This window comes from Sporolactobacillus sp. BBK16-2 (genome assembly GCF_059878335.1).
The window spans coordinates 3,393,776-3,416,564 of record NZ_CM187611.1; the positions used below are offsets into that span (position 1 = coordinate 3,393,776).

20 protein-coding genes, 1 tRNA gene and 1 riboswitch are annotated in these 22,789 nt (G+C 45.0%); of the genes, 5 read left to right on the forward strand and 16 right to left on the reverse strand.

Translation table 11 applies throughout. The features are described from left to right. Positions 1-251: 251 nt before the first annotated feature. From AC6F33_RS16735 to AC6F33_RS16765, 7 genes are all read right to left on the reverse strand, one after another. The gene (locus tag AC6F33_RS16735; protein WP_480948184.1) at positions 252-1,592 is read right to left on the reverse strand and encodes a C1 family peptidase; all 1,341 of its coding nucleotides are present in this window, start codon (positions 1,590-1,592) and stop codon (positions 252-254) included. Between the two features lie 322 nt (positions 1,593-1,914). Continuing rightward, complete coding sequence (locus tag AC6F33_RS16740) at positions 1,915-2,910, reverse strand: 5-oxoprolinase subunit C family protein (protein ID WP_480948183.1); 996 nt, start codon at positions 2,908-2,910, stop codon at positions 1,915-1,917. Further along, a complete protein-coding gene (gene pxpB, locus AC6F33_RS16745) occupies positions 2,901-3,623 on the reverse strand; it encodes a 5-oxoprolinase subunit PxpB (protein ID WP_500777477.1) in 723 nt (240 codons plus the stop codon). The genes AC6F33_RS16740 and pxpB overlap by 10 nt, the downstream gene beginning before the upstream one ends. A 42-nt stretch (positions 3,624-3,665) precedes the next feature. Beyond that, complete coding sequence (locus AC6F33_RS16750) at positions 3,666-4,424, reverse strand: LamB/YcsF family protein (RefSeq protein ID WP_480948181.1); 759 nt, start codon at positions 4,422-4,424, stop codon at positions 3,666-3,668. Positions 4,425-4,612: 188 nt separating this feature from the next. Then, on the reverse strand, positions 4,613-5,356 hold the full coding sequence (locus AC6F33_RS16755) for an amino acid ABC transporter ATP-binding protein (protein ID WP_370646001.1): 744 nt from the start codon (positions 5,354-5,356) through the stop codon (positions 4,613-4,615). A gap of 20 nt (positions 5,357-5,376) precedes the next feature. Beyond that, positions 5,377-6,069: an amino acid ABC transporter permease gene (locus AC6F33_RS16760; protein WP_255747849.1), complete on the reverse strand. Its 693-nt coding sequence runs from the start codon at positions 6,067-6,069 to the stop codon at positions 5,377-5,379. Then, positions 6,070-6,864, reverse strand: coding sequence for a transporter substrate-binding domain-containing protein (locus AC6F33_RS16765; RefSeq protein WP_255747850.1), 795 nt, complete (start codon positions 6,862-6,864; stop codon positions 6,070-6,072). A gap of 331 nt (positions 6,865-7,195) precedes the next feature. Here AC6F33_RS16765 and rpiA point away from each other — a divergent pair, with 331 nt between their 5' ends. The 4 genes from rpiA to AC6F33_RS16785 all read left to right on the forward strand — a co-directional run bounded on the left by rpiA (position 7,196) and on the right by AC6F33_RS16785 (position 12,173). Then, positions 7,196-7,903 (forward strand): ribose 5-phosphate isomerase A, encoded by a 708-nt coding sequence (gene rpiA, locus AC6F33_RS16770; protein ID WP_500778177.1) that lies wholly within the window; start codon positions 7,196-7,198, stop codon positions 7,901-7,903. Beyond that, positions 7,900-8,868, forward strand: a complete 969-nt coding sequence (locus AC6F33_RS16775) for a Gfo/Idh/MocA family protein (protein ID WP_480948180.1) — start codon at positions 7,900-7,902, stop codon at positions 8,866-8,868. The genes rpiA and AC6F33_RS16775 overlap by 4 nt, the downstream gene beginning before the upstream one ends. 134 nt (positions 8,869-9,002) lie before the next feature. Beyond that, the gene (locus AC6F33_RS16780) at positions 9,003-10,499 is read left to right on the forward strand and encodes an aldehyde dehydrogenase family protein (protein WP_255747854.1); all 1,497 of its coding nucleotides are present in this window, start codon (positions 9,003-9,005) and stop codon (positions 10,497-10,499) included. A 142-nt stretch (positions 10,500-10,641) separates the two neighbouring features. Continuing rightward, positions 10,642-10,746: riboswitch (SAM riboswitch) on the forward strand. 122 nt (positions 10,747-10,868) lie between these two features. Further along, a complete protein-coding gene (locus AC6F33_RS16785) occupies positions 10,869-12,173 on the forward strand; it encodes an O-acetylhomoserine aminocarboxypropyltransferase/cysteine synthase family protein (RefSeq protein WP_500777478.1) in 1,305 nt (434 codons plus the stop codon). A gap of 86 nt (positions 12,174-12,259) precedes the next feature. Here AC6F33_RS16785 and AC6F33_RS16790 read toward each other — a convergent pair whose 3' ends face one another. From AC6F33_RS16790 to AC6F33_RS16830, 9 genes are all read right to left on the reverse strand, one after another. Next, positions 12,260-13,462 carry an NAD(P)/FAD-dependent oxidoreductase gene (locus tag AC6F33_RS16790; protein ID WP_255747856.1) on the reverse strand — a complete coding sequence of 401 codons (1,203 nt, stop codon included), beginning with the start codon at positions 13,460-13,462 and terminating at the stop codon, positions 12,260-12,262. 171 nt (positions 13,463-13,633) lie between these two features. After that, positions 13,634-13,705 (reverse strand) — tRNA-Glu (locus AC6F33_RS16795). A gap of 93 nt (positions 13,706-13,798) precedes the next feature. Next, a complete protein-coding gene (gene deoC / locus AC6F33_RS16800) occupies positions 13,799-14,470 on the reverse strand; it encodes a deoxyribose-phosphate aldolase (RefSeq protein WP_500777479.1) in 672 nt (223 codons plus the stop codon). Between the two features lie 14 nt (positions 14,471-14,484). Beyond that, on the reverse strand, positions 14,485-15,783 hold the full coding sequence (locus tag AC6F33_RS16805; protein WP_500777480.1) for a pyrimidine-nucleoside phosphorylase: 1,299 nt from the start codon (positions 15,781-15,783) through the stop codon (positions 14,485-14,487). Between the two features lie 16 nt (positions 15,784-15,799). Further along, the gene (locus AC6F33_RS16810) at positions 15,800-16,993 is read right to left on the reverse strand and encodes a phosphopentomutase (RefSeq protein WP_500777481.1); all 1,194 of its coding nucleotides are present in this window, start codon (positions 16,991-16,993) and stop codon (positions 15,800-15,802) included. A gap of 195 nt (positions 16,994-17,188) precedes the next feature. Further along, on the reverse strand, positions 17,189-18,214 hold the full coding sequence (locus tag AC6F33_RS16815) for a ketopantoate reductase family protein (RefSeq protein WP_255747863.1): 1,026 nt from the start codon (positions 18,212-18,214) through the stop codon (positions 17,189-17,191). Positions 18,215-18,848: 634 nt separating this feature from the next. Then, complete coding sequence (locus AC6F33_RS16820) at positions 18,849-19,733, reverse strand: glycine betaine ABC transporter substrate-binding protein (protein ID WP_304654813.1); 885 nt, start codon at positions 19,731-19,733, stop codon at positions 18,849-18,851. Between the two features lies 1 nt (position 19,734). Next, complete coding sequence (locus tag AC6F33_RS16825) at positions 19,735-20,583, reverse strand: ABC transporter permease (RefSeq protein WP_255747865.1); 849 nt, start codon at positions 20,581-20,583, stop codon at positions 19,735-19,737. Then, positions 20,580-21,785 carry a quaternary amine ABC transporter ATP-binding protein gene (locus AC6F33_RS16830; RefSeq protein WP_255747867.1) on the reverse strand — a complete coding sequence of 402 codons (1,206 nt, stop codon included), beginning with the start codon at positions 21,783-21,785 and terminating at the stop codon, positions 20,580-20,582. The genes AC6F33_RS16825 and AC6F33_RS16830 overlap by 4 nt, the downstream gene beginning before the upstream one ends. Before the next feature lie 338 nt (positions 21,786-22,123). Here AC6F33_RS16830 and AC6F33_RS16835 point away from each other — a divergent pair, with 338 nt between their 5' ends. After that, a complete protein-coding gene (locus tag AC6F33_RS16835) occupies positions 22,124-22,696 on the forward strand; it encodes a GbsR/MarR family transcriptional regulator (protein ID WP_500777482.1) in 573 nt (190 codons plus the stop codon). Positions 22,697-22,789: the final 93 nt, after the last annotated feature.

Sequence of the window (22,789 nt, forward strand, 5' to 3'; positions counted from 1 at the left end):
CTGCTCCATGACCTATGAGGCAAATAATTGAGGAAGAACATTAAATTTGTATCTCATCTATGTAAATCAAAATTTATTTTAAGCTTATGTCTAAGTATAACGCTATTCTTAGATTACGAACAATAGATTCGCAACAAACCGCCTGTTTTTTTTCTGCCTTTTGCCATCCAAAAGACCTCCGATTTGCTAAAAAAACAAAAACCGTTCTGAACGATCAGAACGGTTTTTTTAAAGTTCATATTGCATAGTCCTTATTGCATGATTGCAAGAGCACCCATCGGATCCCAAGGTTTCAGTTCAATTGGCTCTTGTTCAAAAGCGGACTTTAACTCATCGGAAAGATACTTCTTATTGATCACGACTTGATAAGTATATTCATCCATCCACGGATCACTCATGACAAAATAGCCTTTTGTGCCCCATTTCTCGCCCCAGCTGTTCTCCACTTTCCAGCGGTTTGGTTTACCATCAACAAGATTCACGCCAGTCAGTACCATCGCATGGGTTAGACAGCTGTGCTTGTAATCGAGCCGTTCCGCTTTCGTCATCTTGAACTCTGTACCGAATGCCGTATCAAAGTCATACAAAGCTGTATCCATAATGCCATGTGTATTGTCCGAATATTTGCCTACATCGCAGCCGAACCATACGGATTCATTATCCTTGATCTGGCTGACGGCGAGTGACTTCAGCGTCTCCATATCAACATTCAAATATTTAATCTTGTGACCGCCGACAACGGTACCGAGATATTGTACTGTATATGTTTTCTTGTAGGGTTTATCTTGTGTCGGTGCGTTGATAATTGCAACATAATCATTCAGATCAAGGCCGACATATTTTTTGAAAAAGTCTTGTGGTGTCATGCCAAGATCTCTGTGAAACTTCTTATCTTCATCCCTATATTCAAAATCAAAGGCTTTCGGCGGTTCACCTAGTGAGAATGCAAGAATACGATAGATATCGCCCAGCATTGCTGTTTTCGCTTCTTCAAGAGCATCCCTTGACTTTCCGTCCGCACTCATCGTGCGCAAGACACCGGCATCCTCGCGCAGCTTTGTATTCAATATGCCGTTCAGTTCAAGTGTCCGGCTGCTTTGGAACGTTTCCGGCATCGCTTGCTTCGGAACCACACCATATTTCTCAATAATGGCTACGAGCATATCCCATTGTCCGCCATCCTGCTGCGGCGTATCCATTAGCCACGAAACGAGCCGGCCATCTAGTGGTTCAGCAGCCGTATCCAAAATACTTTCGAGAAAATAATTGGATTTCTCAAACTTATCCCAGAAAAGCGTATAATTTTGTGAGAGTTCGAAGTCTTTAAGATTAAAAGCATCGCTGAATTTATGACGGAATGTATTCAAAGCAGCGAACATCCAGCATCTTCCGCTTTGCTTCTGGTCAGCAACTTTGCCCGTCTCAATTTCTTCTGAAAATACTGGATTCATTGATACAATTGCATTGCTGTTTAAAGTCGCCGCTTTAATTCCGCTTTTCATTACCGCGTCTTGAACAACCTTATTTTCAGCAACACTGTGGATTTTGTCTGAAAATGCGTCAATCATTGATGTCGAAATTTCCTTTGCCACTTCAATGTCCCCCTTATAAAAAGTAGGCTTTGTTAAAAAATTATGTTGTCTGTCACTGTTTATTGGCTCATTCGTGAAAAGCCCTGCATTTCACGCCTTCCAGCTTACTGAAAGATCCATCGATTTGATGAAATGATGTGTGAACGCTTGCTTTCACCCTCCCGACGTTCAATAAACCGGCGGTAGAGGAGCCACTAAACAACAACATTGTTTAACATCACCTATAAGTAAAACCGTAACAAAACCATTATAGGTCTTAAATGACGGTCCGCAAAGGTCTACGCATGGTAATGTTATTTTTTTTAACATGATTTTTGAACATTCATCGCGCAATCCTGTCTAATTGCATAGTAATTATGTTATGAAGTAATTCAAGATTTTTCACTTGCCGCACGAATTGTTTCTCCGCTTCCTTGTTCGAAATCAGCTGAAACCTCAACTTGCTGTTCGGCGGCAGTTGTGAAAGCAGCGGCACATCCACCGATGCTACCTGAGCAATTCTTGGATAGCCGCCGGTCGATTGGTGATCGGTCATCAAGATAATCGGCTGTCCGTCTCTTGGCACTTGAATAGAACCGTTTGTTACTGCTTCCGAAAAAAGCTCAATAGGTCTGTCAAGATCTAATCCCGCACCTTCCAGACGGTAGCCCATTCGATCTGAAGATGCAGTAATCTGATAGTCGGTGTTCAGGAACACCTGCCTGCTCGTTTCAGAAAAACGCGGCCATAATGTATCCGGGATGACGCGAATGGGCTGGACATCTCGATAAGTTCTTTGTATTGCAGCGAACCATCTGATCACAGATTTCTTTTCAGCCAATGACGCCATAACATGTTTTGCTCTTTTAGAAGGTTCACCGACCGGGATTCGGTCTTGCTCTTTCAGAAATCGCCCCATGAATCCTCCTTGTCCTGCCTTTTCAAAGGTGGACCGACTGCCAAACCACAAAGGTGTATTCACTCCGCCGGCCACAGCCAAATAGCCCCTGCTTCCGGAGACCAAACCGCCGATCGTTAGGATTTGCCCTTCACGTGCGAGGTATGGCTTTCCGGTGCCGATTTTCTGTCCGTCGAGGCTTGGATGGCAGACAGCCCCTGTTATAGCAAACAAGGCATCTTCGGGAAAAAGAATACTTGGTCCGAGAAAAGAATACTCAATGACCGCATCTGATTCATCATTACCAACCAGCCAGTTTGCCAGTTTTGCCGATGGCGGATCCATCACTCCACCGACAATCATGCCGAATTTCTGATATCCCAATCTCCCCAGGTCCTGCACAGCAGAGGCAAATCCTTTTCGAATTAAGATCAAACCCATGACTGCCCCTCCTTAATACCCATGTACTCTTGTCTCGATATCGGATCGAATTTCACGAGATCTCCGGCAGCAAGCAAAGTCGGCGGATCTGACTCCGGCATAAAAAGAGGCAGTGGTGTGCGCCCAATAATTTGCCATCCTCCAGGAGAATCAAGCGGGTAAGCTCCTGTCTGTTTTCCGGCAATACCGACCGATCCGGCAGCGATTTTCAATCGCGGAGTCGCCCTCCTTGGTGTGGCTAATTGTTCCGAAAGCCCACCCAAGAATGGAAAGCCCGGAGCGAAACCAAGCATGTAAACCAAATAGTCCGGAGCAGAATGCATGTCAATAACTTCACGGACACTCAAGCCGCGAAGTTCAGCCACTTCGTCCAAATCCGGCCCAAAGTCTCCCCCATAACATACCGGTATATGCACAGTACGTCTTTCCATTTTATGATTGACGCTGCCGCTCACACGTTTCGCCATGTTCGCTAAATAATTGATGACTTGCTGCTGCGCCGTGATCTCTTTTCTACCGCCACGCAGCACCTCTATTGGATTATAGAAAAACACGATATTCGTGTACGAAGGTACATATTCAATAAATCCAGCAAAAGGCGCCAGGTCAAATTGTTCCGTAAACCGTTTAATTTTCATTTGGATTTCAGGTGCTATTTGATCGCCTAAAATGACACGAACCGCTTGATCGCCAAATGGCTCGATTCTAAGCATAGGGCACCTCCGACCGTAATTTCTTTTGTCCTGTGAAGCGATTCAGGTCCAGGATTTAATCTTAACTCCACAATTCTGCAACTCTTTCCGTATGGTCGCAGCAAAAGCAAGCGCTGAAGTTCCGTCTCCATGAACGCAAAGGGTTTCAGCACGCACACTTACCTTGCCGCCATTCACCGCTGTCACTGTTCTGTCTTGAAGCATTTGCATCACTTGTCTCAGCGCCTGATCCGTTTCAGTAATGAGTGCCTTTGGTTCCGATCTTGGCGTCAGCGATCCATTGGGCTGGTAGGTACGATCCGCATAGGCTTCATAAATGACATGCAGCCCCACCTCCTCACCTGCAGATGCCAAAAAAGTTCCGTCCATAGCAAATAAAAGCAGATTCGGATCTACATCAGATACTGCCTGAACAACTGCTTTCGCATATTTTTCCTGATCTGATGCCATATGATACAGCGCGCCATGCGGCTTCACATGATTCACTCGAATATTTTGTGCTTTAGCTACCGCTTGGAGCGCGCCAATTTGATACACAACCATGTCATAGACTTCAGTAGGTGAAACGTGCATCTCTTTCCTTCCAAATCCTTTTAAGTCTGGAAGACCGGGATGTGCGCCGATGGCCACAGCATTCTTTTTTGCACGAGCGACTGTTCGGTGCATTTCAGAAAAATCCCCCGCATGAAAACCGCAGGCTACATTAGCCGATGAGATGAGCGGCAAAATTTTTTCATCATTTCCAATCACATAATGCCCGAAACTTTCTCCTAAATCACAGTTTAAGTCAATTTGATTCATCGAACGATCAACCCTTTTCCAAGGTCATGATGTGAACGTCAACAATGCAATTGCGTTCCTATATTTTAGAATAATCTAACAAATGAATTCAGGCAAGAAACAACCAAACCATAACTCTTCTAACTAAAAAAGCAAATCCAGATTTATCCTCCCAGATTTGCTTTAATATAAGTCCTATTAATTTTTAATTATGTGCGCTGCAAAATTCGGCTCAGAAACCGGCGTGTTCGTTCATGTTGCGGATGCTGAAACAGTTGATCAGGAGTCCCTTCTTCCGAAATGACTCCTTGATCAACAAAAATCACTTTATCGGCAACTTCCTGAGCAAACTTCAGCTCATGAGTAACGATAACCATCGTCCACCCTTTTGTCGCCAAATCTTTCATAACCTTCAGCACATCAGAAACAAGCTCAGGATCCAGTGCAGAGGTTGGCTCATCGAACAACAGCAGCTTCGGTTTCAGTGCAACGGCACGGGCAATGCCCACGCGCTGCTGCTGTCCGCCGGAAAGTTGGAAAGGGTATTGATTTTGATAATCGATGAGCCCGACCTGATCCAAGATTTCTCGTGCCTCATCAATCGCTCGGTCTTTGGGAATCTTTTGTACAATGACCGGGCCTTCAATCACATTTTCGAGCACGGTTTTGTGAGGAAACAAATTATGGCTCTGAAACACCATCGCTGACTGATTTCGAATATCGCGTGTTTCTTTTTTTGATAGCCTTTTGCTAAAATCCACGTGTTTTCCATTGATTTCAAGCGTTCCTTGTTCCGGAAGTTCAAGCAGATTCAAGCTGCGCAGCAGGGTCGTTTTACCGGAGCCCGAAGGTCCGATAATGACGAGGACCTTCCCTTCATCCAGAGTTAAATCAACGCCCTTTAAAATTCGGCTTTCGCCAAATGATTTGTGAATATCCATAGCTTGAAGCAGCATCTACCTGCCTCCCTTCATTAATGAGTTGCCACATAACGATCAAGTCTGCTTTCAATGCGTCCCTGAATAATTGAAAGGATGAAACAGAAGACCCAATAAATGAATGCGGCTTCTGAGTAGAGCAGCAGAAAATCATAACTTGTGGCGGTAATTTCCTGTGCGCGCCGGAAAAGCTCCGTCACCGTAATGGTTGATGCCAATGACGTGTCCTTGACCAAGCTGATAAATGTGTTGGACAGCGGCGGTACCGAAACACGTGCGGCTTGCGGAAGAATGATCCGCCGCATGACCTGTGCATAGTTCATGCCAATTGTATAGCCCGCTTCCCACTGTCCCTTAGGAACAGAGAGGATTGATGCGCGAATCGTTTCCGCCGCATAACCGCCGACATTCATCGACAGCGCGACAACGGCTCCGGCAAACGGACTGACTTCAATACCGAGATCCGGCAGGCCATAAAAAATAATCGCCAATTGAACAAGCAGCGGCGTACCGCGAATAATCGAGATATAGACGCGAGCGATTCCTTGTGCCACCTGCACTCTCGACAAACGCAAGAGTGCCATCAGCATGGCAAGTGCAAGGCCAAAAATAAATGAAATGATGGCAAGCGGAATCGTGTAAATCAGACCGCCTTGGAGAATCGGCCAAAACGAATGAAATGCAAGCGGCCAGTCAATCGTGATTTCTCCTAATACAAAGGGTGCCATTTATTTACTGATGTCCTTTCCAAAGTATTTCTCAGATATTTTCTTTAGTGTACCGTCTTTCTTCATTGCCTTGAGCTGCTTCGTAAATTCTTTGTCCAAATCGCTTCCCTTAAGCACAGGAAAAGCGATGTCTGCCGCATTGGACTTAACGAGTGCCGCAATTTTGAGATTGCTGTCGTTCGTTTCTTTGAAATATTGCAGCACCGCTCCTTGGTCATTAACGGTTGCATCGACACGTCCCTGGCTCACAAGCTTCAAGGCTTTGGACAATTCGTCCTGACCCACAATGACCGCCCCTGCCTTTTTCGTCATTTCCCCATAGTTACTGGAGAGACCTTGGGCAACCTTAACTCCCTTCAAATCGCTCAGTGCTTTAATCTTATTATTATTCTTACGTGTGACAATGACGGACTGGGATGTTGAGTAGACACGTGAAAAATCATATTTCTTCACGCGCTCGGGTGTCACACCGACATCATTAGAAATCGTGTCAAATCGTTTCGCATTCAGGCCCGCAAACAGTGAATCCCAATTTGATTCCTTAAATTGTACTTTTACACCCATTCGTTTGCCCACTTCGCGAATCACATCAACATCGAAACCGACCAATTTATTTGTTTTGCTGTCATGATAGGTATAAGGTGCATAGGTACCTTCAGTTCCAACCTTCAGCACACCTTTTTCCTTAATCTGATCAACTGCGCTTTTGTTTTTGGATGAATGACCTGCCGCGCTGCATCCAATTAATGAAAATGCAAGTACCGCCATTAAAAAACCCATCAATAATTTCTTCATTGTTTTTCCTCCTGCTACGTATATCCTTGCTCGTTTCATCAAGCCGGATTTGTTTGTCTCCCGTTGCCTATTTTTATATCCGAGTAATTGAATATGTTTTAACGGAATTTCATTCTAACATTTTTCCGAAAAACAAACAACACAATTAAAATATGCTTCATTAAAGGTCTTTTATTCACTTCTGGTTGTCAGATCAAATCAGCACAATAATTTTTTCACTATTCTGCTTCTGCCGAGGACTATTGTTTGAACAGTACATTTAAGCATGGTATACTTAAGCCATTAAATAGCACATATTCTTTATATTCGCACATATGTGCGATCGGTGGTGATGAAAACGAGCGCTTTTGATATTAAGAAAGAATGTGCCAAAGAAGCTTTGGCGATCATTCCCAATCATTCGATCATTGGCTTAGGCGGAGGCAGTACGATCAGTCATCTGATTCATTTTATTAAAGAAAAAGATAATTTTGAGGTGCAAGTTGTCACGCCCTCAATGCAAACAAAGCTACTCTGCTTAGAGAATGGTCTGCAGGTACTCCATACAGAGTGCGTCGATCATATTGATTTAGCCTTTGACGGATGCGACCAAGTTGACCAGCAGCTTTTTGCCCTAAAAAGCGGTGGAGGGATTCATGCATTAGAGAAACTCATCGGTTCAATGGCTGATGAGTACATCCTTCTCGTTGATGAATCCAAATACGCACAGACATTAACCTTCGAAAAGCCAGTTGTCCTAGAACTTCTGACCGAGGCGATGGCCTACGTACGCAGCAAGGTTGAACAATTAGGTGGAAGACCGGAGATGCGCCGCAGTGCGGCAAAGGATGGATTCACGATCTCCGATAACGGCCATCTTTTAATGGATGTCTATTTTGATCAGGTTAGTGATATTCGAAAACTGGACGACGATTTACAAGCTATCCGCGGCGTCATTGATACATCTCTTTTCGTCGATGTTGCAACAAAGGCATTGATCGCCGGCGAAAACGGCATGCGCTGGCTAAGCAAGACATCTCGTGAGGTGAACCATCAATGAGTGATCGAAAATGGGCGATCATCGGTCCCGGAGCCATTGCTGCTGAATTTGCGCAGACGCTGCATGCGAGCGGCCGCAAAATATATGGGGTCGGTTCGCGAAGCTTGGAACGTGCCCAAGCCTTTGCCGACAAGAATCATATTGAGAAAGCTTACGGAAGTTACGATGAACTTTTAAGTGACCCTGCCATTGACATCGTTTACCTTTCAACACCTCATTCCAATCATTACAGCTACCTGCTTAAGTGTTTGGAATCAGGCAAACACGTCCTATGCGAAAAGGCAATTACAGTCAGCAGCAGGCAACTGGATCCTGTCATTCGTTACGCAAAGCAAAAGAATTTGATTGTTGCCGAGGCAATGACGATTTATCACATGCCACTTTATCAAAAGCTGAAGGAAGTCGTCGAGAGCGGAGCCATTGGCGAAGTCAAAATGGTGAACGTTACCTTCGGCAGCCTAAAACCATATGACGTAAACAATCGTTTCTTCAATATGAATCTCGCAGGAGGCGCACTTCTTGATATTGGTGCATACGCCCTGTCCTTTGCGCGTTTCTTTCTCAGCAGCCAGCCTAATGAAATCTTGACCACAGTCAAACAATTCGAGACCGGTGCCGATGAACAATCCGGCATTATTTTAAAAAATCCGGATGACCAAATGGCTGTTGTTACACTCACGATGAGAGCGAAATTGCCGAAACGGGGAATTGTCACCGGAGATAAAGCTTATATAACTGTGGACAATTTTCCGCGAGCTGATCAAGCGACCATTACCTATCCGGATGGTCGCACGGAAACACTTAAAGCCGGAAGCACTGATCAGGCAATGGTTTATGAATACGATTACATGAATGCTGCAGTAAACCGAGAAATTGATGAACAAACACTTCCGCTGACCGACAGTGTGATGAAAATTATGACCAACGTGCGTGATCAATGGGGCATCCGCTATCCATTTGAGTAACAGTCGCATCCGTTACAATTAGCATTTTGCATTTGTTTTAAAAATAGAGAGCGTTTTCTTTTTATTTTTTGAAACTCTGCATTACAATAGACATGTGATATTAATTACACTAAATTTTGAAGGGAAGATGTGCAATGAGTATTAAAGACACAGTCCTGGAACACGCAGTAGATACTGAATACAAACTATATATCGGCGGTAAATGGGTTGAAGGCTCTGAAGGTAAAAAAATAGCAAGCTACAATCCTAGCACCGGTGAAAAGCTGACTGAATTCACTGACGCGAGTCATGCCGATGTAGACGCAGCTGTGGAAGCAGCTACAAAAGCATTTGACACATGGAAGGATGTCAGCGTTCAAGAGAAAAGTACTCTGTTGCTTAAGATCGCTGATTTAATTGATGAAAACGCTGATCACCTGGCACTTGTTGAAACATTAGATAACGGCAAACCGCTTCGTGAAACAAAGGGAATTGACGTTCCGGCAAGTTCAGATCACTTCCGCTATTTTGCCGGTGTTATCCGTTCCGAAGAAGGCACGGCTAACGCACTTGACGAAAATACATTGACCATCAATCTAAAGGAACCTATTGGTGTCGTTGGGCAAATTGTTCCTTGGAACTTCCCATTGCTGATGGCCGCTTGGAAGATTGCTCCTGCAATTGCAGCAGGAAACACGGTTGTCATTCACCCATCTTCTTCAACATCACTGAGTCTGCTCGAATTGGCTAAAATTTTCGATCAGGCACTCCCAGCAGGAGTCGTGAATGTTATTACCGGACGCGGCTCTGATTCCGGCGATTATATGCTGCATCATCCCGGCTTTGCAAAGCTTGCGTTCACCGGCTCAACCCAAATCGGTTATGAAGTTGCCGCGGCAGCTGCAAAGCGCTTGATTCCGGCAACCCTTGAACTCGGCGGCAAATCGGCCAACATTTTCTTTGATGACGCTCCATGGGAACGTGCCATTGAAGGCGCACAGCTCGGCATTCTATTCAATCAAGGCCAAGTATGCTGTGCAGGTTCACGAATCTTCGTTCAAGAAGGCATCTATGATAAATTCGTTAGCGCACTAAAAGATGCATTCGAGAAAGTTAATGTCGGTTTGCCTTGGGAAGACGGCGTTCAAATGGGTGCTCAAGTCAACAAACGGCAACTGGAAAAGATCTTGGAATATGTTAAGATCGGCCAGGATGAAGGCGCAAAGCTTGTGACCGGCGGATGCCAGCTGACGGACAACAACCTCGATAAAGGTGTCTTCATGGCCCCAACGCTTCTTGCAGACGCAAATAACGACATGCGAATCGCTCAGGAAGAAATCTTCGGACCGGTTGCAACGGTTATCAAATTTAAAGATGCAGATGAAGCAATTAAACTCGCAAACCAATCGGATTACGGTCTTGGCGGTGCGGTATGGACACAAGATATCAACAAGGCACTCCGTGTCGCTCGCAGCGTACGTACCGGTCGTATGTGGGTCAACACCTACAACCAGCTTCCTGCAGGTGCTCCATTCGGCGGCTACAAGAAATCCGGTATCGGCCGTGAAACGTATAAGAGTATTCTTGATGCTTATACGCAAACGAAGAATATCTACATCAGCACAAAAGAAACAGTTGACGGTCTCTATTAATCAGGTCTGTCATTCTATCAGAAAGAGACGAATGCTTCACGCATTCGCCTTTTTCTTTATTTTTGATTAAACATATCAAATTACTTGTATTTATTGCTTGACAAATAAAACACAGCACGATAAACTGTACACAATTAAATAAATCTTATCAAGAGTGGCGGAGGGACTGGCCCGACGAAGCCCGACAACCAGCACGTTTGATGTGTATGGTGTTAATTCCAGCAGATTAAATTCTGGCAGATAAGAAAAGAACCGGCGAATAAGGCCGCTTCCCTATCTACTCTGCGGGAAGCGGTCTTTTAATCTGCGCACCCTTTTTTCTAAGATTTTATTTAATGTAAAACTTAAAGAACATAGGGAGAGATGAACATGGCAGAGGAAAGAAAATATGGTTTTGAGACTTTGCAGGTACACGCAGGTCAAGTGCCTGATCCTGCAACAGGTGCACGTGCCGTACCAATCTATCAGACTACTTCATTTGTATTCAAGGATGCAGACGAAGCAGCAGACTTCTTTCAATTGAAAAGGCCGGGCAATGTGTATGCACGCATTATGAACCCAACTGAAGATGTCTTTGAACAGCGCGTTGCTCAGCTTGAAGGCGGATCCGCAGCTCTTGCCACCTCTTCAGGACTTGCGGCGATTACGTACGCCATTTTGAATGTTGCAAATGCCGGTGATCATATTGTTGCTGCCTCTACCTTGTACGGTGGTACGTATGAATTGTTCAATGTCACTTTGAAAAAACTCGGTATTGATGTCACATTCGTTGATCCGGATGATCCGGAAAATTTCCGCGCAGCAATCCGTGATAATACAAAAGCACTCTACGGTGAAACGATTGGTAACCCGAAAATCAATATTCTCGATATCGAAGCCGTTGCCAATATCGCACACGAAAATAAAATTCCTCTCATTGTTGACAACACCTTCGGAACACCTTACCTCGTTCGTCCAATCGAATTCGGCGCAGATGTCGTTGTCCATTCTGCTACGAAATTTATTGGTGGCCACGGAACTGCTATCGGAGGCATTCTCGTTGACGGAGGAAAATTTGACTGGCGGGCAAGTGGCAAATTCCCTGATTTCACGACACCGGACAAAAGCTACGGCGGCTTGGTCTATGCTGATCTCGCACCTGCTTCATTCGCTGCAAAAGCACGTATTCAGCTGCTGCGCAACACAGGCGCAACAGTCAGCCCGCAGAATGCATTCCTGTTCCTGCAAGGCTTGGAATCTCTTTCCCTGCGTGTGGAACGCCATGTTCAAAATGCACGCAAAGTTGCTGAGTTTTTAAACAATCATCCGAAAATCACATGGGTAAACTATCCTGAACTTGATGGCAACCCATACAAAGAACTGTCAAAAAAATACTTTCCAAAAGGTCCCGGATCCATTTTCACATTTGGCGTGAAAGGCGGACTACAAGCGGGTAAGACATTAATCAACAATGTAAAGCTGTTCTCATTGCTCGCCAATGTGGCCGATGCAAAATCGCTGATCATTCATCCGGCAAGCACGACACATGCTGAATTGACTGCGGAAGAACAGGCCTTTACCGGTGTAACACCCGAACTGATTCGTGTATCCATTGGTATCGAAAGCGTTGACGACATCATCTATGATCTGGAACAGGCATTGGCAAAAGTTCCGGACGCGGTCGCAGCTAAATAATAGAATAGACAAAGAGTAAAGCTATCGGGGGTTATTAACTAGAAGGAGCCTGCAAATGATTTAGTTTGCAGGCTCCTTATTATTTTTTATTTGTTCAGGCTGAATCTCCCTTTTTTTATCATGGTTTCAACACCGCCGATTTTTGCCAGCGATCGGTTTTCAATCACTTTTTTCATAATGGATGCCGGTCGGCCTTTGAGATTTCTGCCCATAATTTCTCCGACCGCATCATTGCGGCCAAGCGAACACACGGTGCCCATAAATTTAAAGACAAACGGCTTTGTCGACGCTTCCTCAATCCTTGCATTCAAGTTATATGCCGCACAATCCGCTTGCTGCATCGCAATTTGCGCGGTGGTCGGATAGGGACGACCATCTTCCGGATTAATGACAGCTGAACAATCGCCTATAATCAGAATTTCCGGATGATCAGGAACAGATAAGTCATCGTTAACAATCACGCGACCGCGGCGCTGCGCAAATCCCGATGCACTGACAACAGAACTTCCGCTGACTCCCCCGGTCCAAACAAATGTACCGGCCTGAAGCGTTTTGATTTGATCACCTGATTTGTAATAGATCCGTTCAGCATCAATACCGCTGACCCTGCCGATTATAAATTCAACACCGTTCTCGCTCAGCTTATGTGCGCCGTATTCCGCCAATTTTCGATTGAACATCGGAAGCGCATGAGGCGTTGGTTCAATACACAGGATACGTACTAAACTCCGATCCACTTGGAACTGTTCAATAAGTTTCGGAATGCGATGAGTCAGTTCTCCCAAAAATTCAAAACTTGTAAACCCTGCACCGCCGACTGCAATCACCAAATGCTCCGGACGATGATCATTACTCCATTTTTCAAACTGATTTTCAATATGATCTTTTATTTTCGTTACAGAAGGAATATCTGCGATGGACAGACCATAGCGATTCATGCCTTTGATACCGAAATATTCCGGTTCAAAACCCAATCCAATCAGCAAATAGTCATAGGAAACAGGATCATGATCCTTCAGGAAGACCTGTCTTGCTTCCTTGTCCACATGCAGGACAGTACCCTGAATAAATGTTGTCTGCTTTTGATCAATAACAAGATTAAGTGAATAGCAAATTTCATCTGAATTCGATGTCCCGGCTGCAACCTCATGAAGTGAAGTCGTTTCACAATGGTAATTGTTCTTATCAATAAGAATAAGGTCTGCATTTGGTTTCATTTTTTGCAATTTCTTTAATGTGCGCAATCCTCCATAACCTGCTCCAAGAATGACAATTCTTTTTTTAGCCAAAATCATCACGTCCTTTCATTATTTTTTTATATGCTCAAAAATTACTCATTGCATCGTCACATTCTGTTCACATTTTCCTTCTTTATTGTAGCTCAATATGTAAACGCTTACAATAACGAAAGTAAAAATAAATGCCATCCGTCTTAACCGGATGGCTGCTTTTCGTTTATAGAGGGCGTACGGGAATTGAACCCGCGATCATGGAATGAGAATCCATTGGCTTAACCACTTGCCCAACGCCCTATAATCATCGTGCAACAGTTGAACGGGAACAATCCCACTCATTCGGCACGACAAAAAGTATACCACACTATACACAATTAATTCAAGTCTTTATTAAAGCGTATTCCCGTTTCCGTTTGCCTCAGCAATGATTTTAACCCCTGAGCTTGCACCAATCCGAGAAGCACCAGCAGCGATCATTGCTTCGGCATCTGCTTTCGAATGAATGCCGCCTGCCGCTTTGACGCCGACATTTTCACCCACCGTCTGACGCATGAGCGCAACATCTTCAACGGTTGCACCTCCGGTAGAAAATCCGGTTGATGTCTTCACATAATCCGCTCCCGCCTGAACAGCTAACTGACAAGCACGCGCCTTCTCATCATCGGTTAACAAACAGGCTTCGATGATTACTTTAACAAGCGCCTGTTTTTCGGCCGCTTGCACAACGGCATGAATGTCTGCCTGAACTTTTTCTTCTTGTCCGCTTTTCAAAGCGCCAATATTAATGACCATGTCTACTTCCTCAGCGCCTTTGACGATCGCATCCCTTGTTTCAAATGCCTTTGCTTCGCTTGTTGCCGCTCCGAGCGGGAAACCGATAACCGTACATACCTTCACTTCAGAGTCTTTGAGTTGTTCTACGGCGAGCGGAACCCAGCATGGGTTCACGCATACGGAGGCAAAATCGAATTTTTTTGCCTCCTCAGTCAGCTTCAGGATATCCTTCTCCGTTGCATCTGCTTTTAGTGCTGTATGATCAATATATTTTGCGAGCTGATTCATGTCTGTCTCTCCTTTTAGTGAATGATTCTGTGGATGAGCGTCGGCTTGTCTGCATGGCCGGCAATGGTTATATTTTGGTTCAGTTTCTCTATAACTTGGTCGATATGCTTAGAATCCGAGTGAATGGTGAGCAGAGTTTCTCCCTCGGTCACAGAGTCGCCAACCTTTTTGTGCAGAACAATGCCTGTTGCATGGTTGATGGTATCTTCCTTCGTCGCTCTTCCGGCACCAAGCAGCATGGCCGCAAGACCGATCTGGTCCGCCTTCATTTCAGCGACCACCCCGGATGATTGGGCGGGAAGCCGGATCTGATATTCGGCCTTCGGCAATCGCTCCGGATAATCAGCGATGCTCGGATCCCCACCTTGATTTTTAATAAATTGTTTAAATTTATCAAATGCCTTGCCCTGTTCCAGCGCTTGTTCAAGCAGCTGTTTTGCTTCATCCGGATGCGATGCCTTGCCGGCAAACAGAACCATTCGGCTGCCTAGCTCAAGCACAAGCTCGCGCAAGTCACTGGGACCATGTCCTTGCAGCGTATCGATGGCTTCTTTCACTTCAAGCGCGTTGCCAATTGCAAAGCCTAGCGGCTGATCCATATCCGTAATCACAGCCGCCGTCCTTCTGCCAACATGCTTGCCGATCTGTACCATCGTTTCCGCAAGGCGGACGGCATCCTCCTCGCTTTTCATAAAAGCTCCGGAACCGCACGTCACTTCTAGAACGATCGCATCGGCACCTGCCGCGATTTTTTTGCTCATGATTGAACTCGCAATCAGAGGAATGGATTCAACCGACCCGCTGACATCACGTAATGCATAAAGCTTTTTATCTGCCGGAACGAGGTCGCCGGTTTGACCAATAATCGCAATATGGTCACGGTTCACATGCATGACAAACTGCTCACCGCTCATCTCAACAGAAAAACCGGAGATCGATTCCAGCTTATCAATAGTTCCGCCGGTAAAGCCCAAACCGCGTCCGCTCATCTTGGCCACAGGAACTCCGACTGCGGCGACAAGCGGCGCCAGAACCAACGTGGTTGTGTCGCCAACACCACCGGTCGAGTGTTTATCGACTTTTATTCCGGTAATCGCTGACAGATCTACAGTTTCTCCCGAGTCAACCATTGCCCGTGTCAGTTCAGCAATTTCCTGGTCGGTCATATCCTTGAAATAAATAGCCATAGCCAGCGCACTCGCCTGATAATCAGGAATGCTGCCATTGACATAACCATCGATAAAAAAACGGATTTCTTCCGGGGACAGCGCAAATCCGTCCCGCTTTTTCGTAATGATGTCGACCATTCTCATTCCGCTCACCCCGGATTCATTTTAGATCATTTAAAAAGCTTGCTCCTACTTTTGGTTTCTCCGTATTAAAGTTATCAGCGATTGTTGCGCCAAGATCCGCAAAGGTTTTGCGAACCGGGAGTGCCTTGCCTGCTGCGAAGGAAGGTGAGTACACCAACAGCGGAACGAACTCGCGTGTATGGTCTGTTCCTCGGAACCCGGGATCGTTGCCATGATCTGCGGTGATCATAAGCAGATCGTCATCTTTCAATTTATCAAGTGCCTGGCCAAGCTGCCGATCAAAGGTTTCGAGTGCTTTGCCAAAGAGCACCGGTTCGCGGCGATGACCATATTTCGCGTCAAAGTCGACAAGGTTGGTAAAGCTTAGGCCATGAAAATCTTGATCTAAAAGAGCAATGAACCGTTCCATGCCGTCCTCGTTGCTGACCGTATGCCAGCCATCCTTAATTCCTTTTCCACTGAAAATATCATTGATTTTGCCAATTGCTAATGTATCAATACCTGCATCCTGCAAGAGATTAAGCACAGTTTTTTCCGGCGGTACGAGTGTGAGGTCGCGTCGATTAGCCGTACGCTCAAAATTATCGGCATTATCGCCAACATAAGGGCGAGCGATCACGCGTCCGAGATGATATGGCTCAGGAATCGTCAGTTCACGTGCATATTCACAAATTTTGTACAGTTCATCAAGCGGTATGATTCCTTCATGAGCGGCAATCTGCAGCACGGAATCACCGGAAGTATACACGATCAGTTCTCCCGTCTTCATCTGGCGCTCACCGAGTTTTTTGAGAATCTCCGTACCGCTCGCCGGTTTGTTCCAGATCACCTTTCGGCCGCTGAATGCTTCAATTTTATGAATCAGTTCATCGGGAAATCCGTTTGGAAAGGTATGAAGCGGTGTACGCACGGGAAGACCCATCATTTCCCAATGCCCGTCCATACTGTCTTTCCCAGCTGAAATTTCGTGCATCTTCGTATAATAGGCCAGCGGTTTTTCCTGAATCTGCACACCTTGAATGGGTTGTTCGGGCCGAATATTAGCTAAGCCTAACTTTTCCAAATTCGGAACAGCTAAACCGTTCATCGCCGCTGCCGTATGTCCGATTGTATCGCAGCCCTCATCATTATACTTTGCTGCATCGGTTGCTTCGCCAATGCCCACCGAATCGAGCACAATTATATGAACACGCTTAAATTTTTCAGTCATTTTATCCTCCTATGAAATCAAGTGATTGTTCCGCTCATTTTTATACGCACAAAATCTATAGTCCATTTTACCCCAACTGATAAAAAGCCGCAAAAAACTCCGGCGCATGCACAAAATAGCATCATATCCCGGAGTTTTTATCTTATATTTATAATTTATCGATGCAAAGAATCAAGAAATGGATCAGATTTTTAATTATTCTTCGTTATATTTTCTCGATTCTTCTTTCAGATGCACAAGGTCAACGAGTATTGAGTGGTACGGAGCCTCCAGTCCGTTCTTCTCAGCAAGACGGACAATGGCGCCGTTGATGTAATCAACCTCTGTAGGACGGTTCGTACTCATATCCTGATGCATTGAAGGATAGTGCAGCGGATTGCTGACTTCGGAAACGTACATGACTTGATCGACAAGTTCATCACGAGAGACTTCCAGTTCAAACCCTTCCGCGTCAATTGCATCATAAGCTTCATAGATCAGCTTGCGTGACATTTCCTTTGCATTCTTATAAGCCGCAAATTGACCCATCTTCATATTCATGAGTGTACATAACGTGTTGACAACAGAGTTGAACACGAGCTTCGTCCAAACAGTACCCATATAATCCTTCTGAACAGTCGGGTGCATCAGTGCCTTTTCCATTTCATCAGCGACTTTATAAATAAAGTCATTAGGTTCACCCGCTACGCGGACGATATGCACATGACCTGCGCCACGCTTACCGATAAAGTCGACTTTTCCAGGCCCTTTCATGACGGTTGCAATCATTGCGGTACCTGCGATAATACGCTCACGAGGAACAAACTGAGCAATGTATTCAGCGCCGCCGAAGCCGTTTTGATTAGTCATGACATAGGTGTTCTTGCCGATGAAATGCTTACACCTTTCCATCGTCTCAACCGTATGCATGTCTTTAACAAACACAATCGCAAGGTCAGGTTCTTCATGATAGTCTTCAGGATAGCTGCAAGAGACTTCAGCAAACCGTTCATCCTTACCGTCACGCCATACGTGGACACCGCCGTTTTTTTTGATCTCTTCAACGTTTGGTTCCCACGTGTCTACAAAATGAACGTCATTCCCTGCTTCCTGCAGCAGCACCCCATATCTCAGACCCATAGCTCCTGCTCCGATAACAACAATCTTCATCCTTCTCGTCTCCTTTTTCTGTACATCTGTCTCATTCTTTGTCTTCCATGCCTTTTTTCTGATACGCAGCATGCTCGCTTCTCACCTAAACGAAAAGCCCCATCCAGATGATTCTGAATGGGGCCAGCTCCGGTCCCGATCAGAACGAAGAGGACTCGAAGCACATACGATCGATTGAACGATTGATGCACCTGAGTCCTAGCTAATCAAAATGACGACTACTTCGTACGCTTTTGAACGGAACATTATATTTACCTTCTTGGAAGACTTTTTTTTAGTGAGTGATGTCAGTTTACACGATCAATTTATCAGTGTCAATAGAATGTTGCGAATATTTATATTAGACACAGTAGAATTAATATTTTGTTCACATCTGGCAAAACAACTATGCGCGTATAAGAAAAACCGAGTAAAAAGCGCCCGGTCTTTAATCTCCAGTCATGTGTGATTGGTTTGTGTCTTTACAGTGTTGAATCATCGCTTCGGTTGCTCGCATCAACAGAGCACGACCGCGGGCGCACCGCGAGCCTCCTCAGACAAGCAGAAATCTGCGGGGTCTCCCCTGACCTGCGATCAACAGAACCGCTCCGCAGGAGTCTCGCACCTGCGTATTTGGCTCACAACCTTTGGCTTTGGCGAAAATCATATACTTTCTTTCCTTGTAAAAAAGACGCCTGCTCAAATACGAGCAGGCGCGTTTTTTGAATCAGTCTTTTAAGTCGTCAATTGAATCGATCTTTACATAGGACGGAACGACAAGTCCAAGCTTTGTACCTTTTAAATTAGGACCAAGATCGGTCACTTTATTTTTAAATTGTTTCATATAATCAGCGTGTGTGGAAGGAAGCCATGCAGCAACAATAGCATCATCGCTACCCTTTGCCAGTCCGGCCCACATTTGTCCGGCACCGAGCTGCTCAAGCGTTACGTTGTAACCAAGATCCTCAAGCACCGTTGCCACAACATTGGTACTGGCAATTTCAGAAGCCCACGCGACATAACCGAGCTTAATTGTTTTGCCGCTGACTTTGTCGGCACCTTTTGTCCATGCACTGACCTTGTCCTTATTATCCTTCACCCATTGCGCGGCCGCCTTTTTCGCGTCGGTACCGCCTTGAATCGACAGCATCACTTTTCCCATATCATCGGCAGTCCAAGAGAATTGATCCAGAACCTTAGTTGCATTCGGGTCTTTCTTTTCAAATCCCTTATGAACCACTGTATGAATGTTCTCCGCCGCTCCATAAGAGCCCTTTGGATCCTTCAGATACTTCAAATCATACTTTTGGAACATCCAATGCGGTGTCCAACCTGTGACCACGATGGGTTCTTTTTTCTTTATCGCCTTATCAAGTGCAGCAATCATCGTCGATTCCGAACCGGACTGTACGGTCCAATTGTTCAGCTTATAATCCTTAATCGCTGTATCGGTCAGCTTCATTAGGCCTGCACCCGGATCAATTCCAATAATCCTGTGATCGACTTGATTGCCGAACGAATCGGCATTTCCTGAACTCTGACTTTGGCATCCCGCCAGCGTCAAGGCAGCTAATAGAAACATACTCATAATAATACGGTTAATTTTCTTCAAGTTAGGATCCCCCCGTTTTTTTATTTCGTGTATTTTGTGAAATACGATCCAACATGATCGCAATGATAACGATCGCCAGACCCGCTTCAACACCAATATCTGTGCGCAACGATGTTACCGCAAGATAAACATCGGCACCGAGTCCCGGCGCACCAACCAGTGACGCAACGACAACCATTGACAGCGAAAGCATGATGCTTTGGTTAACACCGGCCATGACCGTCGGCGCTGCTATTGGAATCTGCACTTTAAAAAGTTTTTGCCAAGTTGTCGAACCAAATGCATCCGAAGCCTCGATTAGATCCGATGGAACCTGACGAATGCCTAGTCCAGTCATGCGAATTGTTGGCGGCATGGCGAAGACAATCGTCGCCACAACACCTGGAGGCATGCCGGTACCAAACAGAAAAATGGCCGGAATCAAGTAAACAAATGAAGGCATGGTCTGCATAAAATCAAGAATCGGCGTTGTAATGCGATGAAATGTCTTATTGATTCCAGCTAGAATTCCAAGCGGAAATCCAATTACGATCGACAACACAACTGAGGTTAAGACAAGTGCGAACGTCTGCATGGCGTGTGCCCAATAACCTAAATCATAAATTAAAACCAAACCGATCAATGTGAATAAAGCGACTCCGATACCGCGGCGCCAAAAAGCGATCGCCGCTAAAAGAAGAATAAAGACAACCGGCGTCATAAAAGCAAACAGCCAAACCAAACTATCGACAAAACTTTGTATTCCGGCCGCAATATAGCCAAAAAAGCCTTCAAAATGATTGGTAATAAATTGAACAAGCAAATCCGCCCAATGCCCGATCGGTATCTTTGGCATAAAAGTCTCACTCATGGGTTCTGCACCTCCGTTGTTCTCGTTAATGGTGTGTTCCCTGCGAGCGCATTAATGATTGCCCCGCGACGAACCAGTCCGAGCAATCTGCCTTGTTCGTCGACAACAGCCAGCGGAAGCGGTGATTTTGAGATATCGTCAAACAAATCACTCAGATGTGTATCCACTTGTACCGATTGCACTTTTTTAATAATTTCGCCCAAAGGTGTCTCCGCCTTAATTGCTGCTGCCGCATCATCTGCATCAACCACTCCAAGCAGCTTTTTAGTACGATCAACCACGAAAATACTGGAGATGTCATTATCATTCATCAGCTGCAATGCAACACGTGCTCCGCGATTATTGCTGACAGCCTCCGCACGTGTCATAATATGACCTGCAGTAATAACCTTGCTCAGATCGACATCTTCAACGAAGTGCTCTACATAGTCATTGGCAGGATTCATTAGTATTTCTTCAGGAGTGCCGATTTGAACAATTTGTCCGTCTTTCATCAACGCAATACGATCACCAATGCGCAACGCTTCATCTAAATCATGGGTTATGAACACGATCGTTTTTTTCATATCACTCTGCAAATCCAGCAATTGATCTTGCATTTCTCTGCGGATCAAAGGATCAAGCGCACTGAAAGCTTCGTCCATGAGCAGGATGTCTGTATCACTAGCTAGAGCACGTGCCAAACCAACACGCTGCCGCATCCCCCCGGATAACTGGTTCGGATAGCTGTCCTCGTATCCTTTAAGCCCGACACGTGTAAGTGAATAACGTGCACGTTCGATTTGCTCCTTTTTACCAACTCCTTGAATTTCAAGACCAAAGAACGTGTTCTCGAGAATGGTTCGATGCGGAAATAATGCGAATCCCTGAAAGACCATACTAATTTTTTTACGGCGTACCTCGCGTAGGTGCTCGACATTCATTTGCGTAATGTCTTCTCCATCGATCAGTATCGTTCCGGATGTCGGATTGATTAGACGGTTTAAGAGTCGAACCAATGTCGATTTTCCACTGCCTGACAAACCCATAATCACAAAAATTTCATTAGATTCCACGTGAAAGCTTGCTTCAGAAACACCGACATTCAAATCTGTCTTTTTCTTAATCTCTTTTTTGTTTAGCCCTTTTCTCAAAAGCTCCAAACCGCGTTTCGGGTTTTTTCCAAATATTTTTGTCGCTTGTTTCACTTCAATTTTTTTCATTGAAACACCTCGCTCGTTTCTTTTTATAAAAGCTCTTAAAAGCAAAAAAAATCAGAGCTTCCTCAGTTCCTCAAAGATCCATGCATCTATTTGTACTCGGTACGCCGCAAGGGCAGGCAGTGCACCGCAATCAGAACAGCCTTGATAACCCGCACCTTTTCATGTGATGCCTTCAGTACTATCATGTTAGCATAATCGTTTATACAGTTCAAACTGTACAAACAGATAAAACTCTGTATACTGAATAAATAGATGCTCAATGAATTCCTTCTTTTCAGAGAGAATAGCAAAAGGTACAATGAACTATAGTTAATTTTACAATGAAGTTGGTGAATGAAATGGAGCACTCTGAGATCGTTGATACTATAAGGGAACGCGTCATTGAGTCGGTGTCGCAGAATATGTATCTTTACGGTGTTTCGCCCTCTATTGGACGGTTGTACGGCACTTTGTTCTTTAACGGCAAACCCATGACTTTGGACGATATGAAAGAAGAATTAAAGATGAGTAAGACTAGTATGAGTACATCCGTTCGTACCCTTATGGAACTGAATATGGTTGAACGTGTCTGGAGAAAAGGCATTCGAAAGGATCTTTATGAAGCACAGGGTGACTGGTATCAGATCTTCACTGATTTTTTCTCAAATCAATGGCGAAAAGTGACTGCGATGAATACAAAAGCTGTACAACAATCCTTGAACGAACTAACCCAGCTTATGAGAAAACCTGAGCTGTCAGAAACCGAGCGCGAACTAATCCAGGCGGACATGGACAAGTACCGCTATATAATAGACTATTACAACTGGCTGAATCACCTTTTTGATTTCCTTGAAAGCGATGAATTGTTCCAAATTGTAAAGAAAAAAATGGACCAGGGAAAAAGCGAACCGCCTGCAGATCTTGGCAGCTAATCTCTATTTTCAAAGAATTTAGAAGAGGGTATCTCAGAGTCAAAGATAGACTTTCTGAGATACCCTCTTCTTGCTTGTGTACATACATAACGA